General features: G+C 36.9%; 19 protein-coding genes and 2 pseudogenes. 18 read left to right on the top strand and 3 right to left on the bottom strand.

The genetic code is table 11. The features are described from left to right. Window positions 1–240 precede the first annotated feature (240 nt). From J7E77_RS27720 to J7E77_RS27710, 3 genes are all read left to right on the top strand, one after another. On the top strand, window positions 241–1,083 hold the full coding sequence (locus tag J7E77_RS27720) for a tyrosine-type recombinase/integrase (protein ID WP_214718521.1): 843 nt from the start codon (window positions 241–243) through the stop codon (window positions 1,081–1,083). Window positions 1,084–1,241: 158 nt separating this feature from the next. Then, window positions 1,242–1,742, top strand: coding sequence for a GNAT family N-acetyltransferase (locus J7E77_RS27715; protein WP_214718519.1), 501 nt, complete (start codon window positions 1,242–1,244; stop codon window positions 1,740–1,742). 139 nt (window positions 1,743–1,881) lie between these two features. Further along, window positions 1,882–2,475, top strand: a complete 594-nt coding sequence (locus J7E77_RS27710; protein WP_214718510.1) for a dienelactone hydrolase family protein — start codon at window positions 1,882–1,884, stop codon at window positions 2,473–2,475. A gap of 90 nt (window positions 2,476–2,565) precedes the next feature. On the opposite strand, the gene J7E77_RS27705 is transcribed toward J7E77_RS27710, so the two are convergent. Further along, window positions 2,566–2,733, bottom strand: a complete 168-nt coding sequence (locus J7E77_RS27705) for a YolD-like family protein (RefSeq protein ID WP_251027084.1) — start codon at window positions 2,731–2,733, stop codon at window positions 2,566–2,568. Window positions 2,734–3,476: 743 nt separating this feature from the next. Between J7E77_RS27705 and J7E77_RS27700 the strand changes: the two genes are divergently transcribed. The 3 genes from J7E77_RS27700 to J7E77_RS27690 all read left to right on the top strand — a co-directional run bounded on the left by J7E77_RS27700 (window position 3,477) and on the right by J7E77_RS27690 (window position 6,337). Next, complete coding sequence (locus tag J7E77_RS27700) at window positions 3,477–5,819, top strand: carboxypeptidase-like regulatory domain-containing protein (RefSeq protein ID WP_214718508.1); 2,343 nt, start codon at window positions 3,477–3,479, stop codon at window positions 5,817–5,819. Window positions 5,820–5,942: 123 nt separating this feature from the next. Then, window positions 5,943–6,089 (top strand): VOC family protein, encoded by a 147-nt coding sequence (locus tag J7E77_RS27695; protein ID WP_214718506.1) that lies wholly within the window; start codon window positions 5,943–5,945, stop codon window positions 6,087–6,089. Further along, window positions 6,086–6,337: a VOC family protein gene (locus J7E77_RS27690; RefSeq protein WP_214718504.1), complete on the top strand. Its 252-nt coding sequence runs from the start codon at window positions 6,086–6,088 to the stop codon at window positions 6,335–6,337. Before J7E77_RS27695 ends, J7E77_RS27690 begins: the two co-directional genes overlap by 4 nt. Window positions 6,338–6,563: 226 nt before the next feature. Here J7E77_RS27690 and J7E77_RS27685 read toward each other — a convergent pair whose 3' ends face one another. Together J7E77_RS27685 and J7E77_RS27680 are read right to left on the bottom strand one after the other, a co-directional pair. Then, entirely contained in the window at window positions 6,564–7,388 is an 825-nt protein-coding gene (locus J7E77_RS27685; protein ID WP_214718503.1) for a YhgE/Pip family protein, read from the bottom strand. A gap of 442 nt (window positions 7,389–7,830) precedes the next feature. After that, window positions 7,831–8,028 (bottom strand): annotated as a pseudogene (locus tag J7E77_RS27680) (GntR family transcriptional regulator); the annotation flags it as partial. Window positions 8,029–8,316: 288 nt separating this feature from the next. Here J7E77_RS27680 and J7E77_RS27675 point away from each other — a divergent pair. The 12 genes and pseudogenes from J7E77_RS27675 to J7E77_RS27620 form a co-directional block, all read left to right on the top strand. Then, window positions 8,317–8,511: pseudogene (locus J7E77_RS27675) on the top strand (branched-chain amino acid transporter AzlC); the annotation flags it as partial. After that, on the top strand, window positions 8,508–8,840 hold the full coding sequence (locus J7E77_RS27670) for a branched-chain amino acid transporter permease (protein ID WP_214718502.1): 333 nt from the start codon (window positions 8,508–8,510) through the stop codon (window positions 8,838–8,840). The pseudogene J7E77_RS27675 and the gene J7E77_RS27670, both read left to right, overlap by 4 nt. A 154-nt stretch (window positions 8,841–8,994) precedes the next feature. Then, window positions 8,995–9,975 (top strand): NADPH:quinone reductase, encoded by a 981-nt coding sequence (locus J7E77_RS27665; RefSeq protein ID WP_214718501.1) that lies wholly within the window; start codon window positions 8,995–8,997, stop codon window positions 9,973–9,975. A 181-nt stretch (window positions 9,976–10,156) separates the two neighbouring features. After that, window positions 10,157–10,312: a RidA family protein gene (locus J7E77_RS27660; RefSeq protein ID WP_214718500.1), complete on the top strand. Its 156-nt coding sequence runs from the start codon at window positions 10,157–10,159 to the stop codon at window positions 10,310–10,312. Window positions 10,313–11,041: 729 nt separating this feature from the next. Beyond that, window positions 11,042–12,874 (top strand): XylR N-terminal domain-containing protein, encoded by a 1,833-nt coding sequence (locus J7E77_RS27655; protein WP_214718499.1) that lies wholly within the window; start codon window positions 11,042–11,044, stop codon window positions 12,872–12,874. A 228-nt stretch (window positions 12,875–13,102) separates the two neighbouring features. Beyond that, entirely contained in the window at window positions 13,103–14,305 is a 1,203-nt protein-coding gene (locus J7E77_RS27650) for an acyl-CoA dehydrogenase family protein (RefSeq protein ID WP_214718497.1), read from the top strand. Window positions 14,306–14,329: 24 nt separating this feature from the next. Next, window positions 14,330–15,307 carry a catechol 2,3-dioxygenase gene (locus J7E77_RS27645; protein ID WP_214718495.1) on the top strand — a complete coding sequence of 326 codons (978 nt, stop codon included), beginning with the start codon at window positions 14,330–14,332 and terminating at the stop codon, window positions 15,305–15,307. Window positions 15,308–15,434: 127 nt separating this feature from the next. Then, a complete protein-coding gene (locus J7E77_RS27640; RefSeq protein WP_214718493.1) occupies window positions 15,435–16,253 on the top strand; it encodes an alpha/beta fold hydrolase in 819 nt (272 codons plus the stop codon). Between the two features lie 108 nt (window positions 16,254–16,361). Further along, entirely contained in the window at window positions 16,362–16,826 is a 465-nt protein-coding gene (locus J7E77_RS27635) for a flavin reductase family protein (RefSeq protein ID WP_214718491.1), read from the top strand. A gap of 35 nt (window positions 16,827–16,861) precedes the next feature. After that, window positions 16,862–17,707: an FAD synthetase family protein gene (locus tag J7E77_RS27630; RefSeq protein ID WP_214718489.1), complete on the top strand. Its 846-nt coding sequence runs from the start codon at window positions 16,862–16,864 to the stop codon at window positions 17,705–17,707. A gap of 41 nt (window positions 17,708–17,748) precedes the next feature. Then, window positions 17,749–18,525 (top strand): 2-keto-4-pentenoate hydratase, encoded by a 777-nt coding sequence (locus J7E77_RS27625; RefSeq protein WP_214718487.1) that lies wholly within the window; start codon window positions 17,749–17,751, stop codon window positions 18,523–18,525. Window positions 18,526–18,822: 297 nt separating this feature from the next. Next, entirely contained in the window at window positions 18,823–19,080 is a 258-nt protein-coding gene (locus J7E77_RS27620) for a flavin reductase family protein (protein WP_308160812.1), read from the top strand. Window positions 19,081–19,473 lie beyond the last annotated feature (393 nt).

Below are 19,473 nucleotides of genomic sequence, written 5' to 3'. Positions count from 1 at the left end.
AGTTGTATGAAGCTAATTTCGGGGCTGGGATTGGTACATATCAAAAAACTAAATGACTCTTCTACAATCGAGGCTTTTCCAGAATAGGGAAAGCGTCTTAATTATGTCTCCCAAGTGTTATGAGACTATCCTGAAAATTGTTTTCTTAGATTGTTGAATAACTATAGTATGAAATTTACTCTTTTTGAGCATAATAGAATCAAGATTAATTGGTTCATAACCCAGGAGAGTGAAAATGCAATGTTATTTTCTGAAGCTTGGGAGAAGTATCAACTTGATAAGAAGATCGAGGGATATTCAGCTCTAACATTGAAAACCTATTGCTTTCAATACAATCTGTTATCAAAATTCTTTGGCGATATTGATATGGGTGAATTTACTACTGAGAAACTCAAAAGCTACTTAATTGAGGCAGGAGAGCATTTAAAGCTGTCTAGTCTAGGGCATCGAGTTCGTTGTTTACGATCACTTTTCAAATGGACATATGATGAAGGATTCATTTCCAAGAATCCAGCTGCTAAATTGAAGGAACCGAAGCTAGGCAAAAGAATCCCAAAATTCCTTTCAGAGCTCGAAATAGAACATCTCAGGGAAGCGTGCCAAACCTCCATGGAAAACTCATTATTTGAATTTTTTTATTCTACCGGTTGTCGTATTGGAGAAGTCGTAAAACTCAATCATGAAGATATTAACTTCTCCACGAATTCCGTTATTGTACATGGAAAAGGCGATAAGGAAAGAGAAGTGTACTTCAATACTCGCTGCTCCCTATGGTTGAAAAGATATTTAGACGAACGAGACGATGAAGATCCATGCCTGTTTATCACCGAAAGAAGCCCCAAAAGACGTATGAGTATCGACCTTATAAGATATATCATTAAGCGTATTTCAAGTCGTGCAGGAATTAAGAAGAGTATTCATCCGCATCAATTGCGACATAGTTATGCGACTCACATGATCAACAACGGAGCACCACTTGAAGTAATTCAGAGCTTACTTGGTCATGAAAAGAGTGAAACAACGAAGATATATGCTCAATTTAGTGGAAAGCTACGGCAAGATTTCTATAGCAAATACTTTTAACAGAATAATTGAACTTTACCAATCTTGATAAGCACGTTCTTCATTGAACGTGCTTTTTGCATAATTTTATGGAATAAATAATTGAGGAAGCTCACATAGTTTGAAATAATTGTAATTAAGTTATGGGCAGGATTGTTAAAGAAAGTGGGGGGATTTTTATGTTAATTAGAGAGATAAAACATGATGATGCAGAGAATTTCATAAATTTAATTAAGCAAGTTGAAACTGAAGCTAATTTTATGCTTATGGAAGCAGGAGAAAGAAAAACTACTCCTGAACAACAACGTAAACAATTAGAACGCATTGAACAGCAAAGCAATTCAACAATTTTTATTGCAAAAAAAGAAGAAGGAAAGTTAGTAGGCTATTTGATTGCTGTCGGTGGAAGTGTTAAGAGAACAAAGCACTCTGCGTATCTTGTTATTGGTATTTTAGAAGAATACAGAGGGCAAGGGATAGGAACAGCTTTATTTCAATGTTTAGAGGAGTGGGCAATAAATCATAATATTTCACGATTAGAACTTACTGTGGTAACACAAAATGACTCAGGTGTAGCTCTATATAAGAAAAGTGGATTTGAAATTGAAGGTACGAAGAGAAATTCACTTATGATTGATGGAACGCCTTTTAATGAGTATTATATGTCTAAATTATTATGAGTATCTTTACTCCGTTAAAGGGCGCGATGCTTATATAAGAGGCATCGCCTTTGGTATTTAACAAATGAGCAAATTGGTAGAAACAATATAATATGGTATTAATTAAACAATATGAAAATCATTACAGGGGTTGTATAAGGTGATCAAAATCCATAAAAATTCCGATAAAGTAATCATTGTAATACACGAAATATATGGAATTAACCAACATATAACAGATTTATGTGAATTATTATCAGAACAATATTTTGATGTTATTTGTCCAAATTTATTAGAACAAGAAATCCCTTTTAGCTATTCTCAAGAAGAAAAAGCTTACCGCAATTTTATTGATAATGTTGCTTTCATTAATGCATTATATAAAGTAAAAAATATATTATCTGATATTAAAGATGAATACTCAAAAATATTTGTCATTGGATTTAGTGTAGGGGCAACTGTTGCATGGATGTGTAGTGAAGAGGAATATGTCGATGGGATTGTCGGATACTATGGTTCACGTATTAGAGACTTTGTAAATATATCTCCAAAATGTTCAACATTGCTATTTTTCCCGGAAGTAGAAAAATCGTTTAATGTTGATGAACTAATTTCAACTTTAGATAAACAGAATATAGATATACATATATGTAAGGGTGAACACGGATTTAGTGATCCATACTCACCTAAATACAATGTAGAATCAGCACAAAATACATTTAGAGAAACATTGAACTTCTTTAGAACTAACTGAGTTTTTATTCCACAACCAGCTAATAAAGCTGAATGCTTATTCCATTAAAGGGCACGATTGTGGAGTAACAAAAAGCCTAATTTCTCAAATTCAATACTGAGAAATTGGGCTTTTAAATATTGGCATTTTCACCCCACAGATAATTTCATAAAATTCTTCATATTTTTGTTCATCCAAAGCCGGTTTTTCGGCTTTATCTAAACTTTCATTGTATTCCCTTAGTAATTTACATGTTCCGGTAACATCATTGAAACCCATTTAAAACGGCCTCTGTCACGAATCACCTCAAGACACCTACTTTTCCATTACATTTTGTGTAACATCATAAAAAATCACTTGTTACTATTGAAATTCAAATTAATTTCTTGACAATTAATATAAATTTCTTCATACCACGATCTTTATGATCTTTATTCATTAAAAATTCCCCCTCTTCTATATATTATAGGAACATTTGTTTCTGTTATTCAAGGAGTAAGTTACAAAAATTTTGGATATTCCTAAATCCTCCTACAGTTTTTTGCCAGTCATGCAGCCTTTAGCTGCGATTTCTCTTCAGAAATAAGGACTTTATCATCTTAAGGTTAAAAGCATACAGAACGACTTTGGGCGGCAGCACTACCGACTGATCAGAAAGGAAAGAGCACCTTTCTGTCATTCCGTACGTGTCGCTTCGGCATTAAATGGATCGGTTAAATGCAAATCCAACTGCACATTTGGTTTATAAGTTGAACAAGGAAACTTTATTCATTGCTGAATAATGCACCATTTCCTCATTATTATACAAAAAGGGAATAAAGGTATTATGAGGAACTTTCATATCCCTGTTTGGCCATGGAAGGTATCTCTATCTGATAAAACAGCGGAAATTAAATTATATTTGGTGAAATTTGGAAAGGGATTTATTGTTATATAGCGAATATATTAAATTGGGAAAAAATGATAGTTTTTAAACTAAAACTATCATTTTTTTACTTTTATTTAGAGTTGGAGGAACAGGAATGGGTAAAAAAATAATGTACATGCTTTTATTATTGGTATGTATCATGGGGGTAACAAACGGTATTGCAAATGCAGCACCAACAAAGGGCCATATCCCTACAGTTGTAAAGGGGTCGATTAAGGAGAGTGGCAAACCCTTAAAAAACACCCTGGTTACCATACGTGAAAAGGGTAAATTAAATTGGATTCAAACCATGACGGACGGTAAAGGATCATTTCAAACAAAGCTATCAGATGGTACATACACGGTAAAAGGTGTTAAAGGCAAAAACACTACTTGGTATAGTACAAATCAAAGCTTTGTCGTAAGTAAAGGTAAGATCAAAGGATTAAAAGAAGGCGAAATCAATCTTTCAGACAAGAAAAAAGAGAAGAAGCCTTTAAATCAATCTAGTAATTTTAATGGTGTGTTAAAGGAAGGAAGCAATGGTTTAAAGGCCGATTTAATTATTTATGGGGAACACGATGAGGAAATTTATACAGTATCATCTATAGGTAATGGAAGCTTTTCTGCTTCATTAACAGATGGTCATTACTTTCTGTTTGGGATAGAAGTAGATAATGGTTTTTATCGGTATGAGCTGGGATTCACTGTCGAAGATGGTAAGGTGTTAGTGGATGGTAAACAACAAACAAACCTATCTATAGACATCCCTGTAGATACAATTATGGGGAAAGTTGGGGATAATTCAAAGCCATTATCAAAGGCGGGTGTAGTGTTAGAAAAACATCTTTCTGATAAGGAATACGACACGGAATTTATTCAATATGTCGTAACGAACAATCAAGGTAAATTTTCTTTAAGAGCATTAGCTGATGGTACCTATACCATTAGTGTTTACCACGAAACCTATTCTTCATGGAATAACGTAACATTTGAAGTGGTAGAGGGAACTGTTTATGTTGCTGGAAGAAAGGCTTCTTTACTTGAAATAACCGTTCCAGATATTAACGTAACAGGTGTCCTCTCTGAAGGAAGGAAGCCAATTACGGATGCATATGTAAATTTTGAAGGAGAAACATCAGACGGAGTGTATTATGGGTACGGGACACCAGTTGACTCAAAAGGTAGCTTCCAATATAGATTACATGACGGCAGTTATACAGTAACTTATATAAATGAACAAAACCGCGGCACGAGGGTGAACATTCCATTTGAGGTACGTGGTGGAAAACTTATTCAAAATGGAAAAGTAACGTCAAGTTTAGACATTGATTTGCCACCTGTTACCTTTAATGGGAAGCTTCTTGATTCAGGGGCTGCATTGCAGGGCGTAATTTACATTGAAACACTGTCAGAAGACGGAAGCTACGAGTGGTATGATGCGATAACGGATGAAAACGGAATCTACTCGTTACGCTTAAAGGATGGGAGCTATCAAGTTAGGGGTGGTTACCTGTTTGAAGAAGGACAGGACGTTTCGTTGTCTACCAAATTTGACATCATAAATGGCAAACTGTTTATCGATGGCCAAGAGCAATCTATTCTAGAGTTGCAGGTCCCTCCAGTTAGTGTCCATGGATTGGTTAAAGATGGAGAAATGGCTGTATCGAATGGCTTCATTTTGGTTAGTTCCGCTGATGAAAGTTTTTATGGCGGGAAGAGCCTTAACCAGGATGGTACCTTTACAATGCGTTTAGCAGATGGTGACTATACAGTAAGAGAAATTTATTTAGAGGATGGAACAAATGCCTTCATTGATCTTTCTTTTTCTATTATGGATGGAAAGACATATGTAAATGATCAATTAAAGGATGTGCTAGAGATTTCGGTCCCACCTATCACCTTGACGGGAACTCTAACAGAAAAAGGAAATCCGATAATGGGTGATCTTTACATCATGGAGATGAACGATGCTGATAACCCTGTGCAATCGTGGGGATGGGCCAATGAGGAAGGCAGATTCCAATTCCGCCTGCCAGATGGCGATTACAAGGTCTATGAGGTGTATCTTTATGATGGCACAGCTTTCAGTCCTGGAACTGAATTTAGCATCGTATCAGGCCAATTATATGTAAATGGTGAGCTTACAGAGCAGCTTGACATTGCTGCAGCTCCTATAACCGTATCAGGTACTGTGTATAATGGAGAAAAACCAGTAACGGATGGTTATGTAGAAATCAGTTCTAAAGATGGCAACTGGAGTGGTTCAAATTGGATTCAAAATGGCCGTTATCAATTCCGGCTTCCGGATGGGGAATACCAACTTTCATCCGTGGAAGATTTCCAACATGGTCCATTTAACTTTAATAAACCATTTACGATTACGGATGGGAAACTCTTTGTGGATGGAAAGGAAGTAAGTTCTTTAGACATTAATCTGCAAGATGGCTTGCAATAAACCTTAAACTTTTGAGGGAATCCTGTTGAGGTTCCCCCTTTTTTGTTTAATTTTAGAAAAAATTAGCCCTCCTAAGGGTTTATACGTGAGAAAATCGTATTAAGCTGAGGGAGGAGTTGCTAAATGAGAAGGGACATTACTGTTGCCATCCCGATGTTGGCAGTGCATGATGCTAAAAATGCAATAGAATTTTACAAGAATGTATTTCGTGCTGACGAGGAAACTAGAATGGTCAATAGCGATGGGAAAAAATTGAGCATTGTGAAGTGAAAGTTGGAAATGCACGCTTTATGATATCCGATGAATTTTCCGGACACAATCATGCGACGAAATCGCTTGGCGGGACGCCTGTTATTATCTATTTATATGTTAATTATGTCGACGATGTGGTAGAAAGGGCTGTGCGTTCAGGTTCAACTTCCCTTAAATCGATTCAGGACTTGCCACATGGAGACCGTGTGGGAAAAATTGAAGACCCATTCGGGCATGTATGGATGGTTGCTGCACCGATAAGGTAAAAGGCAGCAAGATTTGTGGATTTAAAAATATTTTGGGTGTGGTGGGTTCACAGTTTCGTGCATATTAAAGGAATCTATAATATGCCATTATTCGATTTCATAGCTAAATTTTAAATTGGAGGTCAATATTAAGGATTATCAAATAGAAAATAAGTCAATATAAATAAGCCCATTATCTCTATAAAAAGAAATAATGGGCTTATTCATTTACATATAAAAGATTTGCTTAAGCGGCAGGGATGCTTTTCTTTTGTCTTAATTGAAGAACAAAAAATAAGAAAGTACCAGCATTAAAGACAAATCCAAACACGGCTAACATTAGTGCATGGCTCCATACATCATGCAGATCATTTCCAATCGAAATAAGGTCACGAAATCCTTTTATAGCGTACGTCATTGGAAGGAATGCATGTATGTGTTGGTAAAATGGAGGTGCTAAAGCTATAGGGAATGTGCCAGAGCTGCCGCCAATTTGCAGTAAGAGTAGAATGAATCCAAGCATCTGTCCGATTTTTCCCAAAATGGTACAGAGCATTTGCACCAAAGATAGGAAAGTAAGACTCGTCAAAATTGTAAATAGATATAAGCCCCATACATGTTTAACTTCTAGGCTCATGCCTTGGATAAGTATAGTTACTGCTAGAATGGATTGAACTAACCCAACCATAATCACTACACTGTGCTTACTGAGAAACCAAGAAGCCCCAGATGATGGTTCTAACGGTGTTTCCTTAAGTTGATAGGTAGAAACGAAAAATAATGCACTAGCCATCAAGCCTATAGCCAAAATATAAGGAATTAATCCAGCTCCATAATCATTTACCTCACTGATTTTGTGAGATTCCAACTTTGTTGGATTAGAAAACATGTCAAAATTTTTATCATTCAATTTCAGTTCATTCGCTTTTGTAGCACCGGATTGTAACGAAGAAAGTAATTGACCTGTTCCGTTAGATAGTTGGGAAGCTCCTTTATATATTGATGCGGAACCTTCTGCAAGTTTTTGAGAGTCTTCACTTAACTGATTTGCACTTGAGTTCAGTTTTTCCATCCCTTTTGCAAATGGATTGCTTGCCTTTTCGATTTTTAAAATACTGTCAGAAACAGCGCTGGTTCCATTCTTTAATTTGTTAGCGAAATTCTTTCTAAAGGTTCTAAAGAATTAGAACAAGGAGCATTTAATAGTTTAAATCAAGTAGGTGATAATTTACAAAAAGCAACTGACGGAGCGAATAAAATTGACCAGGCTGCCAACAAAATTACAGCCCTTTAACGGAATAACTTAATTGGAGATTTTGATCACTCCCAATCCATTTTCTAAATTACCCATCCCACTATTAAACTGGGGACCTTCCAATTGCAGTAGTAAATAAAGATCTGGGATCAACATTTGCTGGGCAGAATTTACAGTTGGGAAAAGACTTGGTTCATGATTTGAAACAGAATCACTCGTTTAAATGGAAATTTACCAATAGTAAAGAAGCGTTTAAAGGTCGAGTAATAGTGGTAAAGTTTAAGTCAAGAAAATCTGCCAATTCTCGTTGAGGGGGTAACTTTGTCCCAGGTGCTAAAAAGCCATTTATAATATCCTGTTCAAGTAGTGACGCAATAGAATTATAAAAAGGACGTTTTAAGGATTTCTTATCAGGTTTCCAAGACATCGGATAATTATCAAATGAATTTACTGGCATACTACACCTCTAATATCGTATTCCATACAATCATATCATTTATTGTATGGAATTCTAATAATAAAAATGTATGATTTGAAAAAGAGGCTCTAAACGAGTCCCGTTTGATATGGGAGTAGAATATCTATCTGAACCCTCTATTTCATCAAAATGGGGGGAATTAATTCTTTATAAAGAATTGTAATCCATACAATTATCTTATTTTTTGTATGGATTCTCTATGTTAAATTAAAACAAAGTTAGCAATCAAGGATGTGAATCATATGAAAAAAAGAAATCAAATAAGAATTGCATTTCGTAATCTTCATTGAACAGTGGATGAAAGAGAAACAGCACCATAGTGCTCTCGTAGGGCTTGGGCTGTCAACTGTCTGTCTTATTATTTTTGGCGGAAACAATTTCATTATCCCTGCTATGGTTGCAATTCTGGTAATGCTCACCGTTCTTAGAAAGATATTAGAGAAAGTTGAGGTCACCATATGACTATGAGTTTAGCGCAGCAAAGTATCACAATTGCTATGGTTGTTTTAGGCACAATGCTTACAAGGTTTCTTCCATTCGCCATTTTCCCATCGGGTAAACCCACACCACAGTATGTTCAGTTTCTTGGCAAAGTGCTACCCTTGGCTGTGTTAGGACTATTGGTAATTTATAGTTTTAAGGATGTGAGCTTTCTGTCCGGCAGTCACGGCATCCCTGAACTTATTGCGGTATCGGTAGTTGCCCTGCTTCACTTTTGGAAGAAAAAGATGCTCCTCTCTATAGCAGGGGGAACGATTGTCTACATGATTTTGATGCAATTGGTTTTTTAATTTCATTGATAATATTAGCGTTTCTATCTCCTCTCACCATAGGTATAAGGAATGATGAGAGGAGTTTACTACTGGACTTAAGGGAATGTTGAAGAAGGTAGGTTGAAAGTGCAAAAAAAACTATATATTAAATATTGAGGCAGGAGGAAGACAGATGAAAGCTATTCAAATGTCAAATTTTGGTGGACCTGAAGTCTTGAAATGCACAGAAGTAGATGAACCTATCCCAGCTACAAATGAAGTACGTGTTAGACTGTTTGCTGCGGGTGTCAACCCCAATGAAACGTATATTCGTACTGGTACGTATTCTTTTTATATTCCTGAGTTGCCATACACACCCGGGTTTGATGGATCTGGAGTTATAGATGCAATAGGCGAGGGGGTAAAGCATCTCAAAATAGGAGACCGCGTTTTTGTAGCTGCATTGCTTGCAAAGCGGAATACCGGAACATATGCACAAAAGGTAGTTTGTGATGCGAATGTTGTCCATAGATTGCCTGAGTCAATATCATATCAGAAAGGTGCATCTCTCGGTATTCCAGCATTAACTGCTTATCGTGCATTGTTTCACAGAGCGAAGATCAAACCAGGTGAGACAGTTTTGATTCACGGAGCAAGCGGTGGCGTTGGTTTGTTGGCAGTTCAGATGGCCAAAGGAATCGGAGCGACGGTGATTGGAACTGCAAGCACAGAAGAGGGGAAGTCTTTGGTGAAAGCTTCAGGAGCCACACATGTACTCGATCACATAACGGAGGATTCCATCAATAAAATAATTTCTTTGACAAATGATAAAGGACCAAAGGTCATCATTGAGTTCTTGGCAAATGTGAATTTAGAGACTGATCTGAAGATAATAGCACGATATGGTCGTATCGTTGTAGTTGGTAACCGGGGCAGCCTGGAAATCAATCCGAGATTGGCGATGTATAAAGAAGCAGATATCTTAGGTTTGGCTCTTTGGAATGCAATACCCGATGAGTACAATGAGAGTTTACTTGCTGTTGAAGCTTTCCTGGAATCCGGTATTTTACATCCGGAAATCGGAGATGAATTAACTTTAGAGGATGCTGGAAAAGCGCATGAACAAATATTAAGTAAAAAAGCACATGGAAAAATAGTACTTTCCATCGATTAAAGTAAGCTAAACAGAGAAAATCCTAAATGGTTTGCTTGTTGCTCTGAATTAATCTTTGATAAAAAATATCGGCCGATCCAGCATTTAACGGAAAACAAATAGAATCCATTAAAAAAAATATTCCATCGCTGATATTCTTATTGATTGAAATAAACACAAAACGAAAAGAGGTTTTAATATTTTGAGAGCTGAACAAAGAATTAAAGAATTAAGCATTACTTTGCCGGAAAAATCTACCCCCGATGCAATGTATATTCCTGTAAAACAATTAGGAAATGCTTTGTTTGTATCAGGACAAACTATGAAGAAAAAGTCTTACTCGCATATTACGATTTAAAACTAATTGAAAATGCTGAGAAAATGGTAGAACACATTAGGAAAATATATGATTTCGATTCCTCTGCTAACATTCCTTCTGAACAATGGTAGTGGCACCTTGATAAAATCGTTAATGGAGTAATGAGTTTTGGAGTATCATCAGAAATCAGGAAGGTCATGTAACTGGAGTCACAATTGATCAAAAAACAATTAATTAGACATAAATGATAAGCTGCAACCTTGGCATGAGTTCTGTATTGAATCGAACTCATGCTTTTTATCTTATCTTGTCTTTATCTTGTTTGTTTTGGGAATTTATCGGCTAGCCAATAAAAATGGATACTTTACTTTTTCCTGGATTAGTCAATATTAATTGACCAGTACACCACCATACTACCAAAACGGTAAGAGAGGTAGAAAGATACTAGAAGAATCATTCCGTTTGATAATCAAATAGGAAATTTAAATCTATTAAATTAAGTCCTAATATTATTTCAGAGCTATAAGAACATCGTTCCTACTATCTAAACTAAGTAAATAAAATTCTGAATATTATGTTATAATACTCAATAAATAATTCTTCGTAGTTGTTTGAATAATTAAATAATACATAATGAAAGTCTTTCCATCTTTAATTGAGGAAAAAACATGAAATATTAAATGGTGCCTGTCACCTGTCGAATGCTACAAATTTCGAGTGGTGACAGGCACTTTTTCAAGAGCACAGAACAAGGGGTTGAGTAAAAAAATGAGTATTAAGCGAATGCACATAAAGAATGCTTTTGAATCACCTAAAGAAACAGTTTTGAATGAATTTTATGAACGAATTATTTCAATCCCTATTGAAGCAAGAACAAATTTGAAAAATGAACTCATTAATGTAATTGGCGTTGAACGAACAAGGGGCGTGTTTATTCGCTACGGCTGGCATTGTGGAGTGAGTGATGCGGAAAAAGCCATGTCGTTGCAATGGGACGATGAGTTAGATTTGGTATATGCAGGTCCTAAATTTCACAAGTTGCATGGTTACTTAGATAAAGTGGAAATTTTGGAAATGAGTTTTGATGAGCAAAAGAAATGCAATTTTATAGAAGTCCTTTGGATTAATACGTTTGAGGCATCTCAATATTTAAAAGCCAAAGGCCTCAGTGAAGAGCCTGTTTGTCACACCTTGTGTGGATATGCAAGCGGTTACCTGTCAAACGTGCTGCAACAGCCTATCCTTGTTAAGGAAGTAGAATGTCGCGCGATGGGCCACGAGCAATGCAAATGTATTTGTATGCCAATAGAAAAATGGGGAGAAGAAATTACGAGTGATCTGAGTTACTATCAAGCGAATAGCATGATCAAGGAACTCGATGAAATAACAGCGAAATTAAAAATGGAGCGGGACCATTTAAGTAAAGCGAGCGATATACACCGGCAATTAATTGAGGAACTACTGTCGAACCAAGGGTTACAAAAAGTTGTTGATATTTTATTTGAAACGACTGGTTTAACAGTCATTATTGAAGATGAATATAATCAAATCATTGTAAAATCAGGAAACCTTCCGAATCCGCTTACTTTAAATACATTTAGAGATTCGAACACTACATTTGTACGTTATTCAGAAAAGCTTTCATTGTTACGCACCCCAATTTTTTATGGAGAGCAAATTAAAGGCTATTGTTCTTTTGTTTTTACAGGAGAGAATCAGCCGAATGAGCTTGATTATATGATTATTGAAAAGGCAGCAATCACGTCTTCGCTTATATTATTGAATGAAAGTATAAAAGTTACAACGGAGCAAACGATTAAACGGAGCTTTTTAAATGATATCTTGGAAGGTCGATTAGCAAAGGAAGAAATGTATAAAATCGCCTATTATTTAGATTTCAATCCTTCCTCGACCTATTGGATGTTAACGTTTGAACGATTTGTAAAGGAACCAAAAATTGAACATGAAATAGCGTTTAATGAAGAATTGATTCGTCATATTCATCTATTTTTGAAAGAGCGCTCGATCAATTCAATCGTTTCACAAAAACTCAACAAAATTATTATATTAATTGAGTACCCAGCTTTTGAAAGTTTGCATATATCACAGTCTACGTTTATTGATCAATTGTTAAAGCATTGTTCACGGCGCTTCCCAAAATATAGGATTTCTGTCGGTGTTAGCTCTGTCATCCAGGAGTTTTCACAAACTGTCACGCTATACAATGAAACATTGGCGGCATTACGTGCAACAAACAATCGAAAAAATGTATATTACTTCGAAGAGCTAGGCATTGAAAGTGTTTTATTCCAAATACAGGATGATGTGTTGATTGAGCGCTTTGTGAATCAACATATTGGTAGGTTGTTAGAAGTAGATAGTAATGAATTTGAGTTAATAAAAACGTTATTTGCATATATAGATAGTGGAAGTAGTATTAACGATACTGCGAAGGAATTATCCATGTCGATTAGCGGATTACGCTATCGACTGGCCAAAATTAGTGAGATTTTAAACCATGATCTGAATGATACACAATATGCCTTCACACTTTATTTAGCAATCAATATTTTAAAAGCAAAAGGAAAAATTGAGATGTAACTATAAGCCTTGCCCATTAACTTGTTGATGGGCAAGGCTTTTTACTTTTCTTGATTTACGCAATCCAATTAAATATATAAGGATAGTATTTAATAGGAAACGTTTTAAAAACAATCTAAATTCAGTATCTATCGTAGGTATATTTAAAATATTCTAAATATTATAATTCAAATCAGTAGCAGATGCTTGATAGGATTTGAAAACGTTTACTTATGAGGAGGAAGGTATATGGCAGTTAATCTTTTAGAAGTTAAAAAGGCTACCAACAAAGAAGAACTTCTTAGGAGGGCAAAGGAGGTCGGTTTATTAGCTGAAAAATACGCTTTAAAGGCAGATCAAGATTCGAAGCTTCCAGATGAAGTAATTGAAAAAATAAAAGAAGCTGGGTTTCATAAACTCTTACGACCAAAAGAATATGGCGGTCAAGATTTAGATTACTTTACTTTTGGTGAAATGATCCGCACGATCGCGAATCATAGTATCGCTGCCGCATGGTTAAGTTATTTCTTTGTTATTCATGAAACCTGGGTTGCGTTTTTACCAAAAGAAAGCCGTGATGAATTGTATGGACATGGTGGCTTAATGGCAGATGTATTTGCCCCTGTCGGGAAAGTAACAGAAGATGGCGAAGGCTATCGCCTTTCAGGGCAATGGAACTTCTGTAGTGGAGTGCTTTGGAGTGATTGGATTGGACTAGGCGCAATCACCAAGCTAAAGGATCAGACAGAGCCGGAATATTGTTTATTTATTTTGAATAAAGAGGAAGCAGAAATCGTCCATAACTGGGATGCAATGGGCTTGCGTGGCTCAGGAAGTAACGCGGTGAAAGTTGATAACGTTTACATACCGCCGAATCGGATTTTCCATGCAACACGTGTCATTAACGGTGAAGGCCCAGTAGATGGCAATTTTGAGCCTGACTATCAAATTTTCAATGTACCCTATATCCCATGGTTCTTAATGGGCTTCCAATTTATTCAGATTGGTGGGATTGAACGATTGATTGATATTTTCCAAGAAAAAACAGAAAATCGGATTCGTATTTTTAACAATAATTCAAATGAAAAAGAAGCAGCTAGTAGTCAACGCGTACTGGCGGAATTAAAACTACAATTAAGTTCTTTAAAAGGCTTAGCAAATGATTACGTTGAAAGGTTAACGTATTATCAACAAAATCGCATTCGTACATTGGATGAAGAAGAGCGTGAAAGATTGTTTGGGATTCGTGGGCATATATCAAAAACGACTTCTGAGATGGCGCTCCGTATTTTACTAACTTTAGGTGGAAACTCAGTATTTAAAGGGCAACCGACCGAATTGTTTGTGCGTGACATTATGACAGCGGCTTCTCATCCGACGCACCATTACGAAGATGCAATGGCATCATATGGCAAGTCAATCTTTGGCTTTAAAGGAAACCCAATTTGGTAAATAAAACTTTGGAGGGAATGTGAAATGATGAAAGAACCTATTTTTGATGTGGCACATCTGGCACATATTGAAATTTATAGTCCTAAAGTAGAAGAGTCTGTTTGGTTTTTTAAAGAAATTTTAGGGATGGAAGAATCGCACCGTCAAGGTGATTCTGTTTATATGCGTGCTTACGAGGATTTTTATCATCATACATTGATTATTACGAAAAATGATGAAGCGGGTCTTGGGCATGTGGCATGGCGTGCCACATCTCCGCAAGCACTAGAGCGTCGTGTACGAGAAATTGAAGCGACAGGTTATGGTTTGGGTTGGATTAATGGTGATGTCGGTCATGGACCAGCCTATCAATTTACCACACCAGATGGACATAAAATGGAAATTCTTTGGGAGGTTGAATATTTCAAAGCGAATGAGGAACAAGCTACACCACTCTTAAACCGTCCACAAAGGCGTCCACGTCGCGGTGTGCCAGTACGTCGCTTAGACCATGTGAATGTCCTGGCGAGCGAAACAAATAAAAACGTTGAGTTCTTAGAAAATGCACTAGGATTTAAAGTGCGCGAACGTATTCTAAATGATGATAATACAGATGTAGCAGCATGGTTAAGTTCTAACTCATTAGTGCACGAAGTTGCCATCATGGGAGACGCATTAGCTGAAAAAGGAAGATTACATCATATTTGCTACTGGTACGGCTATCCCCAACATTTAATGGATGTGAGTGAATTATTGGTGGAGCATGGGTTTAAAATTGAAGCAGGTCCTGGCAAGCACGGTGTCTCTCAGGCTTACTTCCTATATGTGATCGAACCTGGGGGTAATCGTGTTGAATTATTCGGTGACACAGGTTATCAAATTTTTGACCCAGACTGGAAAACGGTTGAATGGAAAGGGAAAGATTTAGAGCATGCAATTATTTGGTACGGCTCTAATTTACCACAGGAGTTCTTTGAATATGGAACACCAGTGAAGAAAAAGGCAGTTGCACCACTAAAATAAATGCTGGTGAATAGTTAAAGGTGAGCTTTTCCAATGTACAAGCTCACCATGTATGGAATGTAAAAGCGAGAGGAAGCTTTCAATAGTTTCCTCTAACTTTATTAATAGATAGAAGGAGCAATGCGTTATGACGATTATCTCTAAATATATGGATGTGAATGGGATTAACACACACTATCATGAGGAAGGGAGAGGAGCAGAAAAAATTATTTTAATACATGGGTCAGGACCAGGTGTATCTGCCTTCGCAAATTGGCGCTTAATTATCCCACGCTTAAGTGAATCCTATCATGTATTGGCACCAGATATTATTGGTTTTGGCAAAACAGATAAACTCCCCAATCATCAATATACCGTTGAATTGTGGGTACAACATTTAATTAGCTTTATTGAATCGGTGTCGGATGAGCCTGTGTACCTAGTCGGTAACTCAATGGGCGGCGCATTAGCGCTTCATGTTGCCTATCAAAGACCGGACCTTGTGAAAAAATTAATTTTAATGGGTAGTGTTGGCATCAAGTACCAAATTTCAGAAGGGTTAGAACGTGTTTGGGGGTATGAGCCAAGTTTGGAGTCCATGCGAGAATTAATTGAATTATTCTCGTACGATGAAAAAGCAGCGAAAAATGAAGAATTAGTCCGTCTTCGCTATGAAGCTAGTATTGAACCTGAGGTGAAAGATGCATTTTCGGCAATGTTCCCAGAGCCTCGCCAACAAAAACTGGACGAATTGGCGTTAACCGATGAACAAATTCAAAGTATTAAAGTACAAACACTATTATTCCATGGCTTGAATGACAAGGTTATCCCCATTGCAGACACAAGCTATCGTCTTATTGAATTGCTTCCGCATGCAGAACTACATGTATTTAATGAGTGCGGGCATTGGACACAAATCGAAAAAACCGAGCCGTTCGTGGAGAATATTTTAAGATTTATTAAATGATGAATCTCATAAAGATGAGCCCTACGCGTATTGGAGGATTTCGAAAAGTAAAGTGGGTAATTTCAATATTCCTACTAATATAAAAATAATCTTGGGAGGTTCATAGAGATGGATGATCGTCAATTTCGAACGGCAATGGGAAAATTCGCTACAGGGGTAACCGTGATTACGACAGAACTGGATGGGGATGTACATGGTATGACGGCAAATGCCTTCATGTCTGTATCCCTTGATCCAAAGCTTGTTGTCATTTCAATTGGAGAAAGGGCAAAAATTTTAAATAAAATCAAGGAAAGCAAGATCTTTACTGTGAATCTTTTGGCTGCGGATCAACAAGAGCTATCGATGATCTTTGCGGGACAAATCAAGGAACCTCGTGAAGTTATTTTTGATCGTCTAGATGGCAAACCAGTGTTAGCAGGCGCGATCGCACAGGTGGCTTGCGAAGTATCCGCGGAGCATATTGAAGGAGATCACACTTTGTTTATTGGAAAAGTAACTGATATTCATCTTGAAGAGAAGGAACCGCTTGTGTTCTTTAACGGAAAATATCGTGTATTGGCAGAAGTATAAGCTGACTTCATTATTGGAACATGAAAGGAGACTGTATGGAAACGATCTATTTAAGTAAGGAAAATTTGGCTGCTTATCAGGAAATGGCATGCTCAAATGTTATGGCACTTGGATGTTTTGACGGTCTCCATCATGGGCATGTAAAAGTGATTCAAACTGCATTGTGGGAAGCAAAGGAAAGACAAGTCTCACTGTCAGTAATGAGTTTCTTTCCTCACCCGAAAACGGTCATCGGGGGGAAGGCATGTATTCACTATTTAATGCCGCAGTCCGAAAAAGAAAAGAAGCTTAGTGAACTAGGTGTTGATACTTTTTACCTTGTGGAGTTCGATAAAGACTTTGCAGGGTTGTCACCTCAAGGATTTGTTAAGGAATACTTGATCAATCTGGGTGTTATTCATGCAGTAGCAGGATATGACTTTTCGTATGGCAGCCTTGGTGCAGGGAATATGGATACATTGAAACAAGATTCCGGAGGTCGGATGGATGTAACTACGGTCGACAAGGTGGAGTACAAAGGGGAAAAAATCAGTTCGACTCGTATTAGACAACAACTGTTAGATGGGAATGTCGAGGAGCTGCCCTATCTTATCGGGCGCTCTTACGAATTAAAATGCGAAGGCGCTGGATCGGTTTTAACTCCCTATTCACACTATACACTCCCTGCGCCTGGGAGCTATGATGTTACATTGAAGAATAAGAGCAAATCTTTGCAGACCGAAGTGATGGTAAACGAGAAAAACGTAACGCTTACTAGTATAGATCAGATTCCATCATGGCTCGAAGGAAACTTGACCATCGTCTGGAATCGGCGGATGAAGGCTGAAAAGGTTCAAACGGGGAAAAAGGATCATACTTTTTGTCGTCCCTTATTTGTTTAGATGAAAAATAAACCCATTATAAATAGAAAGAAGGGTCAAAAGTGGCTCAAATTGTAGAAGCCTATAAGCATTTACTTCAAGCTGAAAAAAACAAAAAGTCTGTTGTCCCACTTACGGATTTGTATCCTCATATCACTATTCATGATGCTTACCGAGTTCAAATGAAAAGTATTGATCAGAAGGTTAAGGATGGCCAAAAAATCGTTGGGAAAAAGATCGGGTTAACTTCGTTTGCGATGCAGGAGCTATTAGGAGTTGATCAGCCCGATTACGGTCATTTATTGGATGGTATGGATATTCCGAATGGTGGCAGCATTCCAATCGAAACGCTTTTTAACCCTAAGGTAGAGGGCGAGCTTGCTTTTGTGTTGAAAAAAGATTTGATAGGGCCAGCTGTTACAGTGGAAGACGTCCTAGAAGCAACAGAATATATTGTTCCTTCTATTGAGATCGTTGATAGCCGTATTACTGATTGGAAAATTAAATTAGAAGATACGGTTGCGGATAATGCCTCTTGTGGACTGTTCACCTTAGGAGGTCAAAGGTTCGATCCAAATGGAATGGATTTAACGAAAATCGAAATGAGTCTTTATAAAAATGGTCAGTTCATGAATAAAGGGACAGGGGCTGATGTATTAGGTCACCCAGCAACATGTGTTGCATGGCTGGCAAATAAACTAAATGAATACGATGTTACTTTAAAAGCTGGGGAAGTCATTTTATCTGGAGCCCTATCGGCGGCTGTTGTAGCTCAAAAGGGAGATGTCTTTACAGCTGAGTTTAGCCAGATAGGAAAAGTTGAGGTATCTTTTGGTTAAGTTACGAATGGTTATTTTTTACATACCTGCTTAACATAATGCGGTGTGGCAGAATTGGCAGAAGCGCAAGAATCAAAATCTTGTTCCTCTGAAATTTCGGTTCGACCCAGACAACTGGTATCAGATTGTGCTCAGAAAAGATTATTTATCAACGTTTCTTACATTTTGTAAGGAATGTTTTTTTATTATCAGCGGAATACTTACTACAGGGTACTCTGATCCAACCTGATCAGCTGAAGTACAAGTCATAAAGAAATATTGCGAAGAATGGTGGAGTTAAACCGGGCGGGTAAGAAAGTGGATTTGATCACTATGACAACCAAAGTGAATATTTTATCGAGTGACCAACAAGAATTATCAATGATTTTTGCAGGACATTTGAAAAAAGAAGTAGCATTTGACACCTTAAATGATCTGCAGGTAATAAGATGCTCACTTGCTCAAGTTACATGTGAAGTGGTAAACATCCATGTAGAAGGGGATCATTCCCTTTTTATTGGAAAAGTCAAAAATATTCAACTTGAAGAAAAAGATCTACTCCTTTTTGAGGACTGAAAATGTTCGTGAGAAAGTGTTAATTAGAAATTATGAAAACTGTCAGTACCCTGAATGGTTACTGGCACTTTTTATGTTCTAGAAGGCATTATGGTTGGTGCCGGCACTCGTAAATGCTAGTCTAATGAACATAGCGGCATCACTACAATTACAACTGTTCATAAAATGTATAAAGATGTTCATGTAAAAATTTAATATTAAAGACATGAACTTTGTAAGGGATAAAGTATTAAATGGCTTCAAATAGAAGCAAAATTTTGGACGTTTAGAGATTTATTCAGGACCTTTTAAGTCTGGACTGAAATACCCATCATCTATTAATTCAAAATTGCTACCAATAAGATCTTAACTATTTTTATAAGCTATATAATACTACTATGAAAATTCACTTCT

Source organism: Bacillus sp. ISL-77, from assembly GCF_018613105.1.
Note: the sequence above shows the minus strand (reverse complement) of the source record. Positions and strands in the feature narration are given on the sequence as shown.

Bases quoted from the DNA above. Each gene is read 5' to 3' on its own strand.
- J7E77_RS27720 (WP_214718521.1), top strand. From the start codon at position 241: ATGTTATTTTCTGAAGCTTGGGAGAAGTATCAACTTGATAAGAAGATC.
- J7E77_RS27715 (WP_214718519.1), top strand. From the start codon at position 1,242: ATGTTAATTAGAGAGATAAAACATGATGATGCAGAGAATTTCATAAAT.
- J7E77_RS27705 (WP_251027084.1), bottom strand. From the start codon at position 2,733: ATGGGTTTCAATGATGTTACCGGAACATGTAAATTACTAAGGGAATAC.
- J7E77_RS27700 (WP_214718508.1), top strand. From the start codon at position 3,477: ATGGGTAAAAAAATAATGTACATGCTTTTATTATTGGTATGTATCATG.
- J7E77_RS27695 (WP_214718506.1), top strand. From the start codon at position 5,943: ATGAGAAGGGACATTACTGTTGCCATCCCGATGTTGGCAGTGCATGAT.
- J7E77_RS27685 (WP_214718503.1), bottom strand. From the start codon at position 7,388: ATGGAAAAACTGAACTCAAGTGCAAATCAGTTAAGTGAAGACTCTCAA.
- J7E77_RS27670 (WP_214718502.1), top strand. From the start codon at position 8,508: ATGACTATGAGTTTAGCGCAGCAAAGTATCACAATTGCTATGGTTGTT.
- J7E77_RS27665 (WP_214718501.1), top strand. From the start codon at position 8,995: ATGAAAGCTATTCAAATGTCAAATTTTGGTGGACCTGAAGTCTTGAAA.
- J7E77_RS27655 (WP_214718499.1), top strand. From the start codon at position 11,042: ATGAGTATTAAGCGAATGCACATAAAGAATGCTTTTGAATCACCTAAA.
- J7E77_RS27650 (WP_214718497.1), top strand. From the start codon at position 13,103: ATGGCAGTTAATCTTTTAGAAGTTAAAAAGGCTACCAACAAAGAAGAA.
- J7E77_RS27645 (WP_214718495.1), top strand. From the start codon at position 14,330: ATGATGAAAGAACCTATTTTTGATGTGGCACATCTGGCACATATTGAA.
- J7E77_RS27640 (WP_214718493.1), top strand. From the start codon at position 15,435: ATGACGATTATCTCTAAATATATGGATGTGAATGGGATTAACACACAC.
- J7E77_RS27635 (WP_214718491.1), top strand. From the start codon at position 16,362: ATGGATGATCGTCAATTTCGAACGGCAATGGGAAAATTCGCTACAGGG.
- J7E77_RS27630 (WP_214718489.1), top strand. From the start codon at position 16,862: ATGGAAACGATCTATTTAAGTAAGGAAAATTTGGCTGCTTATCAGGAA.